Source organism: Novacetimonas hansenii JCM 7643 (assembly GCF_000964405.1).
GTDB lineage: Bacteria > Pseudomonadota > Alphaproteobacteria > Acetobacterales > Acetobacteraceae > Novacetimonas > Novacetimonas hansenii.
Window position 1 is genome coordinate 41,909 of the sequence record NZ_BANE01000061.1, and the last position, 13,196, is coordinate 55,104.

Annotated in this window: 13 protein-coding genes; 5 read left to right on the forward strand and 8 right to left on the reverse strand. The window is 59.4% G+C overall.

The annotated features are described in order from the left end of the window. Positions 1-117: 117 nt before the first annotated feature. Positions 118-1,320 carry a molybdopterin molybdotransferase MoeA gene (locus tag B7G66_RS04930; RefSeq protein ID WP_003620124.1) on the forward strand — a complete coding sequence of 401 codons (1,203 nt, stop codon included), beginning with the start codon at positions 118-120 and terminating at the stop codon, positions 1,318-1,320. Between the two features lie 103 nt (positions 1,321-1,423). After that, a complete protein-coding gene (lexA, locus tag B7G66_RS04935; protein WP_003620122.1) occupies positions 1,424-2,131 on the forward strand; it encodes a transcriptional repressor LexA in 708 nt (235 codons plus the stop codon). On the opposite strand, the gene bioD is transcribed toward lexA, so the two are convergent. From bioD to B7G66_RS04950, 3 genes are read right to left on the reverse strand one after another with little or no spacing between them, the layout of a single operon-like run. Continuing rightward, on the reverse strand, positions 2,128-3,543 hold the full coding sequence (bioD, locus tag B7G66_RS04940) for a dethiobiotin synthase (protein ID WP_003620119.1): 1,416 nt from the start codon (positions 3,541-3,543) through the stop codon (positions 2,128-2,130). The genes lexA and bioD overlap by 4 nt on opposite strands. Beyond that, positions 3,540-4,193: an alpha/beta fold hydrolase gene (locus B7G66_RS04945; protein WP_003620117.1), complete on the reverse strand. Its 654-nt coding sequence runs from the start codon at positions 4,191-4,193 to the stop codon at positions 3,540-3,542. The genes bioD and B7G66_RS04945 overlap by 4 nt, the downstream gene beginning before the upstream one ends. Next, entirely contained in the window at positions 4,180-5,424 is a 1,245-nt protein-coding gene (locus B7G66_RS04950) for an aminotransferase class I/II-fold pyridoxal phosphate-dependent enzyme (RefSeq protein ID WP_003620115.1), read from the reverse strand. Before B7G66_RS04950 ends, B7G66_RS04945 begins: the two co-directional genes overlap by 14 nt. A 71-nt stretch (positions 5,425-5,495) precedes the next feature. On the opposite strand from B7G66_RS04950, the gene B7G66_RS04955 reads away from it, so the two are divergent. Both B7G66_RS04955 and B7G66_RS04960 read left to right on the forward strand, forming a co-directional pair. Next, complete coding sequence (locus B7G66_RS04955; RefSeq protein WP_003620113.1) at positions 5,496-6,767, forward strand: adenosylmethionine--8-amino-7-oxononanoate transaminase; 1,272 nt, start codon at positions 5,496-5,498, stop codon at positions 6,765-6,767. A 185-nt stretch (positions 6,768-6,952) separates the two neighbouring features. After that, complete coding sequence (locus B7G66_RS04960) at positions 6,953-7,225, forward strand: helix-turn-helix domain-containing protein (protein WP_003620110.1); 273 nt, start codon at positions 6,953-6,955, stop codon at positions 7,223-7,225. A gap of 53 nt (positions 7,226-7,278) precedes the next feature. Here the strand turns inward: B7G66_RS04960 and B7G66_RS18650 are convergent, their stop codons facing one another. Next, a complete protein-coding gene (locus B7G66_RS18650) occupies positions 7,279-7,797 on the reverse strand; it encodes a DUF4167 domain-containing protein (RefSeq protein ID WP_003620108.1) in 519 nt (172 codons plus the stop codon). A 282-nt stretch (positions 7,798-8,079) separates the two neighbouring features. Further along, complete coding sequence (gene prmC / locus B7G66_RS04970; RefSeq protein ID WP_003620105.1) at positions 8,080-8,955, reverse strand: peptide chain release factor N(5)-glutamine methyltransferase; 876 nt, start codon at positions 8,953-8,955, stop codon at positions 8,080-8,082. 30 nt (positions 8,956-8,985) lie between these two features. Here prmC and B7G66_RS04975 point away from each other — a divergent pair, with 30 nt between their 5' ends. Continuing rightward, positions 8,986-9,444, forward strand: a complete 459-nt coding sequence (locus B7G66_RS04975; protein ID WP_003620103.1) for a hypothetical protein — start codon at positions 8,986-8,988, stop codon at positions 9,442-9,444. A 149-nt stretch (positions 9,445-9,593) separates the two neighbouring features. On the opposite strand, the gene prfA is transcribed toward B7G66_RS04975, so the two are convergent. From prfA to ispG, 3 genes are all read right to left on the reverse strand, one after another. Continuing rightward, the gene (prfA, locus tag B7G66_RS04980; RefSeq protein ID WP_003620101.1) at positions 9,594-10,655 is read right to left on the reverse strand and encodes a peptide chain release factor 1; all 1,062 of its coding nucleotides are present in this window, start codon (positions 10,653-10,655) and stop codon (positions 9,594-9,596) included. A 2-nt stretch (positions 10,656-10,657) separates the two neighbouring features. Continuing rightward, positions 10,658-11,911, reverse strand: a complete 1,254-nt coding sequence (gene hisS, locus B7G66_RS04985; protein ID WP_003620099.1) for a histidine--tRNA ligase — start codon at positions 11,909-11,911, stop codon at positions 10,658-10,660. 120 nt (positions 11,912-12,031) lie between these two features. Continuing rightward, positions 12,032-13,192, reverse strand: a complete 1,161-nt coding sequence (gene ispG / locus B7G66_RS04990; RefSeq protein WP_003620097.1) for a flavodoxin-dependent (E)-4-hydroxy-3-methylbut-2-enyl-diphosphate synthase — start codon at positions 13,190-13,192, stop codon at positions 12,032-12,034. Positions 13,193-13,196 lie beyond the last annotated feature (4 nt).

Below are 13,196 nucleotides of genomic sequence, written 5' to 3' on the forward strand. Positions count from 1 at the left end.
CAGCAGTGGTTCAAGTTTGGCGGAAAATGCGCATACAAAAGGCTCAGGTCAAGCTTTTAGTCTTGATATTCGCCTTCAAAATCCTCTTAACCGGCAAAAAAAGGAGTTTGGCCTGCCATGTTGAGCGTTTCAGAGGCCCGTGAACGTATCCTGCAGGGGCTTCAGGCCACCGCGCCGGAGGTTGTTTCCCTCTCCTGCGGTGGTGGCCGCGTGACTGCGCTGCCCCTATTGGCGCGTCTTGATAATCCCCCTGCCGATATCTCCGCCATGGATGGGTATGCGGTGCGTACGGCCGACCTGTCGGCGGCGGGTGTCCGGTTGCGCCTGATTGGCGAAAGCCCGGCGGGGCATCCCTTTGGCGGTACCGTGGGGGCGGGGGAATGCGTTCGGATCTATACCGGCAGTATCGTGCCGAATGGGGCGGATGCGATCGTGCTGCAGGAAAATGCCTCGCAGCATGATGATATCGTGACCACGGCGCAGGTTGCGGATGTCGGGCTGTATGTGCGCAGGCGGGGGCAGGATTTTGGACGGGGGCGCGAAATCATCCCTGCGGGCCGGTGTCTGGATGCCCGCACCATCGGCCTTGCCGCTGCGGCCAACCATCCATGGGTCAACGTACATCGTCGCCCACGGGTGGCCATTGTCGCGACGGGGGATGAACTGGTCCTGCCGGGGGAACCGATGGGACCGGGCATGATCGCCAATTCCAATACACTCATGCTGGAGGCCCTGATCCGTGCCGCCGGGGGGGAGCCGGTCATGATGCCGGTCGCCCGTGACCGGATGGAAGACCTTGTCGCGCTGGCACGCATGGTGGAGGGCATGGACATGCTTGTCACGGTCGGCGGGGCCAGCGTGGGGCGCTATGACCTTGTGCAGGAGGCCCTGAAGCGTATCGGCGTGGAGATGGATTTCTGGAAGATCGCCATGCGTCCCGGCAAGCCGCTGATGCATGGCCGTCTGGGTGCGATGCCGGTGATCGGGCTACCGGGTAATCCTGTGGCCGCCTTTGTATGTGGAACATTGTTCGTCGCCCCGGCGTTGCGGCGTCTGATGGGACGGCACGAGGTCGGGCCGGAAATCGCGATGGCGGTCCTTGGTGCGGATGTGGGGGCGAATGACCATCGGGAAAGTTACCTGCGCGCCCGGTTGCACCATGACCAGGAAGGGCGGCTGCGTGCCGTGCCATTCGAACAGCAGGATTCCGCAATGTTGCAGGTGCTGTGTGACAGTCAGGCGCTGGTGATACGTGATGCCAAGGCCCCGCCTGCCAGCAAGGGAGAGGCCTGTCAGATCATCCGTCTTGATATTTGCTGACAGAATATTCCTGGATAGGGGGAGTTGACCTGAGAGTAGGAACTAACATAGAACGAAGAATAAGTTTTCTGGTTTTGTTCCTTTCCGGCGGGAGATATCCTTCATGCTGACGCGTAAACAACATGAACTCCTGCTTTATATCGACAGGCACCTGAAGCAGACCGGTTTTTCGCCGTCTTTTGACGAGATGAAAGACGCACTCGGCCTGAGGTCGAAATCCGGTATCCACCGCCTGATTTCCGCACTGGAAGAGCGTGGGTTCGTGCGGCGCAAACATCATCGCGCCCGCGCGTTGGAGGTGGTCCAGATCCCGCAGATCGAGGCGGTCGAACCGGCCAGCGCGCGTGGTGTCGACATGTTTTCCCCCACCGTCATCAAGGGAGACTTTACCCCTGCCCTTCCGGCCGTGCAGGTCGCGGATACGGCCAACGCGGTTCAGGTGCCATTCCTGGGGCGTATTGCCGCAGGCCACGCGATTGAGGCGATCAGCGATGCATCGCGCCTGATCGACGTGCCGGCGGGCCTGATCGGGGTGGGGACCTATTATGCGTTGGAAGTCTGTGGCGATTCGATGATCGAAGCGGGAATACTTGACGGTGATACCGTGATCGTGCGGCAGGACCGACAGGCGGAAAACGGGGAAATTGTTGTCGCCCTGATCGAGGGACAGGAGGTGACGCTCAAGCGGCTGCGTCGCAAGGGCAGCACGATCGCCCTGGAACCAGCAAATGCGCGTTACGAGACGCGCATTATGCCAGCCGACAAGGTTGCCATACAGGGCAGCATTGCGGGGCTGATCCGGCGTTATTAAGGATCGGTTTTACCGGGGCGCAGTGTCTCCCATGGTGGCACGCGATGGGCAAGCTGCGCGACGGCCTCGGCATTTACATCTGCCAGCAGCGGGAAATCTGCAAGGATGCGGACTTTGCCATGCCGTTCGATGGCACTGCGGGCATAGGGATTGTCCGGTCCGTTCAGGACGATGCCAAGTACGGGAATATTGCGCTGATGTAGCATGGCAAGGCTGAGCAGGGTGTGATTGATCGTACCCAGGCTGCTGCGTGCCACAAGCACTACGGGCAGGCCAAGGCGCTCCATCAGGTCAAGCATCAGGAAGTCCGTACTGATCGGCACCATGACACCCCCTGCCCCTTCCACGATCATAGGGCGGCTGTCGGGATTGTGGGGCAGGATAATCCGGTCAGGATCTATTACCTTCCCTTCGCAGGCGGCGGCATCCTCAGGGGAAAGCGGGGCCGCGTAAATTCCGGCGGGCTGATGCAGCCGTGCGGATGAGAGTTGCGCCAATGTCGCCACGCTCAGGGTATCGGCGGGTTCATCGGCAATGCCGCTTTGCAACGGTTTCCAGTAGGATGCATCCCATGCCCGCGCCAGCACGGCGCAGGTCAGTGTCTTTCCCACACCCGTATCTGTGCCCGTAACAAACACGCCGCAATTCTGGGTGCGCCGGAATGTTCCATATGCAATATTGTAATTTACGCTGAAGGTGGCATCCCTGTCGGCCTGCTTCAGGACACGGCGCAGGCCACCTGGCAGCACTTGTGCGGTGGTGGGAACATCCGCCCCGATGGCACGCAGTTCACGTAGGAAGCTAAGCGCCGACTGTGGAACCTCTATGATTGTTTCATGGGTCCATGATCCCTTTCCTGTCCGTGGCCATTCCTGTTCAAGCATCGCAAGGTCAGGATAAACCGGCATCGGACATGGCAGGCCCAGTGTGGCGTAATATCCCCGCCATTGTGTAAAGCTGTCGCGACACAGGGTTGAGAACGCCATCACGCCTCCTGGCGACAGCAGGGCGGCCAGCCGTCGCAGGGTCTCGTGTCGTGCGCTGAACCACTGCATCGCCATGCTGGAACAGATGAGATCGAACGGTCCCGTCAGGTCAGGCTGTTCGGCATCCATGACATGGCAGGACAAAGCCGGATCATCAAGAAACTTGGCCTGCGTCTGATGCAACATGCCTGGTGCGATATCCGTGGCCACGATCTGTGCCGCAGGAAACAGCCGACGCAGATGTTGTGTCAGGAACCCGGTTCCGCACCCTATTTCAAGGATACGTTGTGGTCCCGGTGTGGGGCAGGTCTGCGCGATCCGTTGTGCCAGTTGGCGTGCGGCAATGCGCTGGATACGTGCCACGGCGTCATAACCGGAGGCAGCGCCAAAGCTGCGGGCGATAAGCTGCTTATGCAAGGAGGTCACGGCGTCATACGTTTCATCATGTGGTCGATGGCCTGCAGGCAGGCATCAGGATGCGTCAGGGGCAGCAGGTGTCCGCCATCGTGCCATTCAATGGTGGTTGCAGGCGCAAAGGAACCCTGCGTCAGGGGTGGCGGTGCAATGGGATCACCTGTGCCAGCGATACAGGATACGGGACAATGGGCCATGCGCATATCCTGCCGTGCATCAAGCGTCAGTAGCTGGTGCAGTCCATCATGCAGGCGTTGGGGATGCGACGGCCCGGGCAATGGCAGATCGGTTCCGGCTTTCTGCCGGAAATCACGTACCGTGTCATCCGGGGCGGTTGCAAGCTTTCGCGCCATTCGGGTCAGCAGGCGTGGCGGAACACCATGGGGAAAATCATCGGACGCGGTAAAACGGGCAAAACCGTTGATCAGTACCATCCCGCGGCAATGTTGCGGCATTGTAGAGAGAAGCCATAACGCCCCAAGCGAATGGCCGATCGCGATGAATGGCCTTTGTGGCGTTTCAGTCTGCGCGACGGAAGAAAAATAACCGAAATCAAGCATCTGGCATGTATGGTTCGGGCGTGCCGCCCGGATCTGGTCCCAGATTTCCGGTCCGAAGGCCCATCCATGCACAAAGACCAGAGGCAGGTCAGTCGCGGGCATGTCGCGTCTCCTGTGCGGCGGTCCTGATGGCTGCGATCAATGTTGCAATCATCGCATCATCATGGGCGGCGCTCAGGGCAAGTCGGATACGGCTGCCGTTCGGCGGGACCGAGGGGGGACGGATGGGAATGCCCAGAATCCCTTCACGCGCCAGAATGGCGGCAAAATCCATGGTACGGGGTGTATCCCCGATTTCGATGGGAATGATCTGGGTGTTTGATGCACCGGTGGACAGGCCGCATTCATGGATTGCCTGCCGGACGGTCCGGGCATTCTCCTGCAGGCGCCGTCGCTGTGTCTCCATCAACGGCACGAGTTCCAGCGCAGCATCAATCGCCCCAAGGTTCGCAGGGGGCAGCGCGGTGGTATAGACAAAGCCGGAGCAGCAGTTGGACAGCCATTCGCACAGTGCGCGTGATCCCGCGACATAGGCCCCGAAACTGCCCATAGCCTTGCTGAAGGTGCCCATCACCAGATCGACCCCATGTGCATGGGCCGCTTGTGAACCCGCCTCTTGTGAAACAGCATCATGCGTCAGGCCCGACAGCCCCCGCCCCTGTGGCCCAAGCACGCCCGTCGCGTGGGCTTCGTCCAGGTATAAGAAAGCATCATACGCGTCGGCCAGCGCACGCAACGCCAGTATGTCAACACGGTCTCCATCCATGCTGAAGACGCTTTCGGTGACGATGAAGCGCATGCCCGGCCGGTCACGGTGGGTTTCCAGAAGTGTCGAGAGATGATCAAGGTCGTTATGACGGAAGCGGATCTGGCGGATGCCTGCGGCCTGGCAGCCATGATGCAGGCTGGCGTGGTTCAGGCGGTCGGTAAAAACCAGCGGTGCCTCGCCCGTCCGGGCTGTGGCAAGGCGGCATAAGGCCGGTAGGACGGATGCATTCGCCTGCCAGCCGGATGCGAACAGCAAGGCCGCCTGTGTCTGCTTGAAATCCGCCAGCCGCGCTTCGACCTGCCGATGGGCGGGGGTTGTGCCGCTGACCAGGCGCGATGCACCGCTGCCGCTGCCCCATCTATGCCCCCACTCGCAGGCGCGCTCGATGAGGAGTGGATGATGCGCAAGGCCAAGATAGTCGTTGGAGGAAAAGTCCAGCAACATCTGTCCGTCGCGCATGATCGTCACGGCGTCGCGGTGGGTAATGGTCGCCGGCGTCCTGCGTATGCCGTCCTGTTCCAACGTATTCAGCGCCGTCTGGAAAAAAATATCAAAACGCGTCATGAAGCGTCCTCTCCTGCCGATGGCTGCTGCATCGGCCAATCATGCCTGTCCCAATATCACGGAGAACCCGCATGCGTGGACCCCAATGGCTGGATGACGGCATGCCGCACATCTGGCTGCCCTATACACAGATGAAGACGGTCCTGCCTCCCCTTCCTGCGGTCAGCACGTCAGGCTGTGATATTCATCTGGCGGATGGACGTATCCTGACCGATGGCATCGCATCATGGTGGACGGCCTGTCATGGGTATAACCATCCCCACATCCGCGCGGCTGTCAGTGCGCAACTGTCACGTATGCCCCATGTCATGTTCGGTGGTCTGGTGCATGAACCTGCGCTGATGCTTGCGGCACGGCTGGCGGAAATGTTGCCAGGGGATCTGGAGCGGGTATTTTTTACCGATTCAGGTTCCGTCGCGGTAGAGGTCGCCATCAAGATTGCGATCCAGTACTGGATCAATCGTGGCGTTGCGCGTCGCAATCGGCTGGTGGCGTTCAAGGGAGGGTATCATGGTGATACACTGGCCACCATGGCAGTCTGCGATCCCGAAGAGGGGATGCATGCGCTGTTCAGCGGTGTCCTGCCACAGCATTATATCGTGGATCTGCCCCATGACGATGCCACGTTCGCAGCACTTGAGACATTCTTGTCCGAATCGGGCGATGGGATTGCTGCGATTCTGGTGGAACCTCTCGTGCAGGGAGCCGGCGGGATGCTGTTCCATGGGCCGGAGGTGCTGCGGCGGCTGCGTCTTTTGGCGGACAGGTACAATATCCTGTTAGTGTTCGACGAAATTTTTACCGGATTTGGCCGTACCGGTACCATGTTCGCCTGCGAACAGGCCGATGTCGTGCCAGATATCATAACCTTGTCAAAGGCACTGACGGCAGGAACCATGCCGCTGGCGGCAACAGTGACGCGTGCCCATGTGTTCGAAGCCTTCCTGTCGGATAATCCGTTACATGCGCTGATGCATGGTCCGACATTCATGGCCAATCCCCTTGCCTGTGCCTGCGCGAATGCGTCACTTGACCTGTTCAGGACGGAACCCCGCCTGCAACAGGTCGCGCGCATCAGTGAACAGATGACGCACGAATTGGAGGCGTGTCGCGGCCTGCCAAATGTGCGCGATGTGCGTGTCCTTGGCGGTGTGGGAGTTGTGGAACTGGCGACGATCGCGGATATGAACCGGCTGAAAGCCGCCCTGATCGCGTTGGGGGTATGGGTGCGCCCATTCCGCACCATCATTTACCTGACACCGGCCTTTGTCATGCGTCCCGACGAACTGTCACGTCTGACCTCGGCCATCGTGCGCGTCATACGTGATGGCGCGGCAGGCTAGAAACGGTGGGGATCACATTTTTATAAAAAGGCGACAGTCTGTGATGCTCCTGAGATAAAGAATCGCAGGGACTTTTTTTTGATGTGCCGTATGTTGCCTGCGCGGCGGGTATCCCTGCGGACATGGGCAGCATACCTGCCTGATCTGCACTAGGTCAGGCCTGCCGTATCTGGTATGAGTGTGCCATGACGTTTTTTCAACATCGTTCCTGGCGTGTGACGAACCATGACAGCAAGCGACAGATCGTGCTGAAAATCCTGTCTGATGGAAAAGCCCGGTCGGTCAAGGAAATAGGTGATATGTTTCCCGAAATGGGCACATATCATGCGCGTCTTGCGCTTCAGGCGCTGCGCAATCAGGGATTGGTCAGCGTTGATGACGACCCGACATCAGGACGGCGGCGCAAGGTATGGAAACTTGTCACCCCGGGCCATCCTGATGGCGAGGCGCCGCAATAATATCTTGCCCCATGTGAGCGCACTGCCGTCACATGGGGCAAGCAATGCATTATTCAGGAATTGGTGGAAGCAAGTTCTTCGGTGTTCGTGGCCGAAGCCGTAGTACTGCTGCGGGTACGGGTGCGGCTTTTTTCGACGGGCTTTGGTTCTGGCTTGATCGTTTCCGCGACGGATTCGTTATTTTCTTCCTCGTCGCTCTCACTATCGGCTTCTGTCGTATTCTGTATCGGTGTGTGGGGCTGGCGCTGCTGCCGGGTGGCCTGACGCTCCTGACGTTCCTGCTGGCTCTGTTGTGCGGCCTGCGTCATGGCATTGAGAATACGGAAATAATGTTCCGCATGCTGGAAATAGGCTTCTGCCATCACACGGTCGCCCGCGCCGCTGGCATCGCGACCAAGCTGAAGATATTTTTCAAAAAGCTGCTGTGCTGTACCCCGCACGCGAAGATCAGGCCCGTTACTGTCAAAGACATGGTTACGGTTCAGGGGAATCTGTCCGTTATTATGGCGCGTCCCCCCGCCGTTGCTGCCGCCAGAACGATGGTGACGGCCTCGCATGCGTTTTATGTTCATAAGCTGCGCAGCACTTTCATGTTAACGGTCACCCGCAGGGCATCTGACCGTAGGGACGTCTTTATGCCCCTGCCTGTTATAAATAATGAATGCCCGACATCATTGCCGAACCCCGATCCCATGGTCCACGTCCGGGGACAACAGGACAGACCACGATCTGCCACCTGATTATATACAATCGGGATCGTTCGCTTTCCGGGCAACCGTGAAACGCCGTACGTTTCCGGTTCCGTTATGCCCTGTTAATATAACCTGCAAATCATTGGTCGCCAAATTATTTTTTCACGGCTCCCCTGCCCGCCGCACTATCAGCGCCCGCCCGACACCGCCCAGGTCAGGACGTATCGCCACGATGTCCATACCCGCATCACGGGCAAGTGCTGGGACGCTGTGATCCTGTCCGATCCCCAGTTCCACGATCCCAAGGCCGCGCGGTTTTAAAAGTCGTGGCAAGGACTGCATCAGGATACGGTAACAGACCAGCCCGTCATCCCCCCCATCAAGTGCGCGGTGGGGTTCATGATCGCGGACATCAGGCATCAGGCCCGACAGGTCCGCATGCGGGATATAGGGTGGGTTGCTGAATACCACGTCAAAGCGCCCTGTAATGGCCTGTGCCCAATTCCCGCAAATGATGTTGCATCGATCCGACAGGCCCACATTCCGGGCATTGCCCAGGGCCAGACGTGCCGCATCGGGCGAAAGATCCACCCCAAGTCCCCACGCCTGCGGATATTCCTGCAATGCTGCCAGCAACAGGCAACCCGTTCCCGTCCCAAGATCCAGGATTGTGCTGATATCCGTCCGATCGGGACGCAGTTCCAGCAGGGCCTCGACCAATGTTTCCGTATCGGCGCGCGGGATTAACGTGGCCGGGGAAACGTCCAGCGTCATGGACCAGAACCCGGCCCTGCCTGTCAGGTAGGAAAGTGGTTCATGCAGGCTCCGCCGTTCCAGCAGCGTATGAAAATGTGCCAGCGCCCCTTTTTCGATCCAGTCACGCAGCAGCAGGCCACCAAGGTCGGTCCCTAATGCATGCGCCAGCAAAAGCCGTGCTTCACGTCGTGGCGTTTCCACTCCTGCCGCTGACAGGCGCTGGGTGGCCTGTTGCAGCACCGTGCGTAAATCATGGGTGTGCGGTGGATCATCCTCTTTCATTGGAGCGTGTTTCCATCATACCCTGTCATCATGAAACCCGTTGTTCATCTTCGTCGTGGTCTTGCTCTGGCGATGTTGGGCCTTATCGCCACAGCATCGCCGGTACTGGCGGGTACGTTCGATGTTACAGATGGTTGTGCCTCGGACGAGATTTCCGAGGTGTCGCGCCTGTATATCGACGAACGTCTGGTCGCAACATTTCAGCTTGATCCGCGCCATCCTGAACGCACTGTCAATGTCGAAACGCCAGTCGGCCGCGTCAATCACAGCTATGCCCTGTGCGGAGAAATAACGATCCGCCTGCCCTCTGGCAAAGCCGAAACACACGAAGTCAGCGGCGAAGGCGTTCTGCATGCCCCCAACGGCCATCATCTGGTTGCATTGGGGGCAAAGAATTTTACGGAATTCTATCTTGATGACCCGGATGATTCCACGGTGGTGGAACATTATCCCGGCCGCAGTTCCCTGTGTGCTGCCCCCACCTCGTGATTGTCGTGCGTAGCGCCTGCCTGAAAATAATCCTTTGATAAATATCAGAAAAAAGTTCAGGCGGCGTCTTTCAGGGCCTCCTGGGAAAAGCCTCGCCAACAGCTTTTTTGTTTTGGCCTGTTATCAGGCGGGGCTGCACAAGCCGCCTCTCAATCCTCGTCCATCGCAAGAAGTGCTGCCTGTTCTTCCTGCGTCAGGGCGTCGACGAACTCATCGAACTCCCCTCCCATGACCTTGTCGATCTTATAGAGCGTCAGGCCAATGCGGTGATCGGTAACGCGCCCTTGCGGGAAGTTGTAGGTGCGGATGCGTTCAGACCTGTCCCCTGTCCCCACCTGCGAGCGGCGGTCTGCTGCCCGGGTTTCATGGGCGGCGGCGCGATTGCGTTCATACAGGCGTGCGCGCAGGATTTTCATCGCCTTTGCACGATTTTTATGCTGACTCTTCTCTTCCTGCATCGCCACGACAATACCGCTGGGCATGTGCGTGATGCGCACGGCACTTTCCGTCTTGTTGACATGCTGCCCCCCTGCGCCTGAGGCACGGTAGACATCGATGCGCAGGTCGTTGTCGTTTATCTCCACGTCCACTTCTTCAGCTTCGGGAAGGACAGCGACAGTCACTGTGGATGTATGGATGCGGCCCTGGCTTTCGGTGGCGGGCACGCGCTGGACGCGATGCACGCCTGATTCGTATTTCAGGCGCGCAAAGACACCCCGGCCGGTAATGCTGGCAATCCCTTCGCGCAGGCCGCCAAGTTCGGACTCATCGTATTCAAGAATTTCGAACCGCCAGCCACGCTGATCCGCATATCGCTGATACGCCCCGAACATCTGCCCTGCAAAGAGGGCAGCTTCATCCCCACCCGCTGCGGGGCGGATTTCCAGGATGGCGCTGCGATCATCCGCTTCGTCACGCGGAAGCATGGCAATGCGGATATCGTGTTCCAGTTCGGGAATGCGCCTGCGCAGTTCTGCAAGCTCACTTTCCGCAAGACCCCGCATTTCTGGATCATCAAGCAGGGCCTGCGTGTCCTGCACCGCCTGTTCGGTGGCGCGCAGGGCATTGACCTTGGCGACAATGGGATCAAGTTCGGCGAATTCCCGCGAGGCCTGACTGAATGCCGCCCCGGACAGCCCCTCTGCCAATAGCGCCTGCAATTCCTCGCCACGCGCTACGATCCGGTCAAGTCGTTCGTCAAACCGCGCCACCCTTATGCGCCCCGCGACAGGCCATGCAGGAAGCCTGTCACCTGATCCATTGCAACTTCGGCCTGCTGCCCCTTATCAAGGTCGCGGACCTGAACAACGCCCCGTGCGACCTCATCCTCGCCAATGACGATGGCATGGGTCGCGTTCAGGCGGTTTGCACGTTCCATGCGTCGCTTGAGGTTGCCACGATAAGATGTTTCCGCGCGGATATGCGCGCCCCGTAATGCCTGTAGCACTGTGATGCCGGTTGCTGCGGCACCTTCGCCCATCGGGACGACAACGACGGGACGCGGGGCGGCAGGCGCTTCGTCGAGCAGCATCGAAAGGCGTTCGATCCCGCCTGCCCACCCAATGGCGGGTGTCTGTGGTCCACCCATTTCGGAGACCAGCCCGTCATATCGCCCACCCGCAAGCACGGTACCTTGCGTACCCAGCCGTTCCGTCACGAATTCGAATGCCGTATGGCTGTAATAATCAAGCCCGCGTACGATGCGGGGGTTTTCACGGAATGGAACCCCAAGGATATCCAGCGTCTTGCGCAGGTCATCCCAGAATGCCTGGGCCTGCGGGTTGAGATATCCCGAAATCAGCGGGGCATCTCCCACCACGACCCTGTCCTGTGGCGACTTGCTGTCAAGGATGCGTAGCGGGTTGCGTTCAAGCCGGTTCAGGCTTTCGCTGGAAAGTTCATCGCGCCGTTCGGAAAAATAGGTAATCAGGGCCGCGCGCCATGCATTCCGGCTTTCGATATCGCCAAGGGTGTTGAGTTCCAGAACGGTATCGCGCGCAATGCCCAAGGCCTGCAAAATATCGCGTCCCATCGCGATCACTTCGGCATCGGCCAGCGGTTCTGCCGGGCCGAGAAGTTCCGCACCGATCTGGTGGAACTGCCGGTAACGTCCTTTTTGTGGCCGTTCGTAGCGGAACATCGGTCCCGCATAAAAAACTTTCTGTGGCAGGGATTGCGTCAGCCCGTTTGTCACCAGCGCCCGGCATACGCTTGCCGTTCCTTCGGGGCGTAACGTCAGTGATTCACCCCCCCGATCCTCAAAGGTGTACATTTCCTTTGAAACGACGTCGGACGTATCGCCCAATGTGCGCTTGAAAACGCGCGTATCCTCGAAAATCGGGGTCGCCCATTCGTCAAAACCGTAAAGTCCGGTGATGCGACGGGCCGTTTCGATGACATGGGCGAAACGACGCTGCGTTTCCCCGATCAGGTCATGGGTGCCGCGGACGGGCTGTAAACTGCTCACTGCGAAATTCCTGCTTGAACGACATCATGCCCGTTCCGTCACCACATGCGAAGGGACAGGCCAGCCGGAAGGGACGCGGAACTGACGCCCGCGGGCCGTTCCCTCCCCTCCCGGCCTGTGTCAGCCCGCGGGCGTCAGTTCCGACGCGCGGGTCTTGTCTTCGGCTGCCTTGCGGGCGTCTTCTTCGGCCTGCATGGCCTTGGCCCTTGCCTCCACCAGCTCGACGATATGTTCGACCATGTCGCCGGCGGGCATCGTATGGTCCTGCCGTCCGGCGGAATAGACCATGTGTCGTCCCGCGCCGCCGCCCGTGACACCCAGGTCGGTCATCAGTGCCTCGCCCGGGCCATTGACCACACAGCCGATGATGGACAGCGTCAGTGGTGTCTTGATATGCGCCAGCCGGTCTTCAAGCGTCTGGACGGTCTGGATCACATTGAATCCCTGACGTGCGCATGACGGGCAGGAAATGATTTTCACGCCACGATGACGCAGGCCAAGGGATTTAAGGATATCCCATCCGACCAGCACCTCTTCTTCCGGCTCGGCCGACAGTGAAACGCGCATCGTATCGCCCACGCCCGCCCACAGCAGGTTACCCAGGCCGATGGACGACTTCACGGTGCCCGCGCGTTTGCTGCCTGCCTCGGTAATGCCGATATGCAGCGGATGGTCACAGACATCGGCCAGTTGCTGATAGGCTGCGACGGCAAGGAAGACGTCCGAGGCCTTCACACTGATCTTGAATTCATGGAAGTCATGATCTTCAAGGATCTTGGCATGTTCCAACGCGCTTTCGACCAGCGCGTCGGGGTTTGGCTCCCCGTATTTTTCCAGCAGATGCTTTTCCAGCGACCCGGCGTTCACGCCGATGCGGATGGAGCAGTTATAGTCTTTGGCCGCATTGATCACGTCGCGCACGCGCGCGGCATTGCCGATATTGCCCGGATTGATGCGCAGGCACGCCGCGCCAGCCTTGGCGGCCTCAATCGCGCGCTTGTAGTGGAAGTGGATGTCCGCGACGATGGGGACATTCACTTCGCGTACGATTTCAGCCAGTGCGGCCGTGCTTTCTTCGTCAGGGCATGAGACGCGCACGATATCCACCCCGGCAAGTTCCGCGCGGCGGATCTGTGCGATCGTGGCTTCCGCGTCGGTGGTCAGGGTGTTGGTCATGGTCTGCACCGAAATCGGTGCATCCCCGCCCACCGGAACCTTGCCCACGTGGATCTGCCGCGATTTGCGGCGTTCGATATGCTGATAAGGACGATAGCTGCTCATTGTC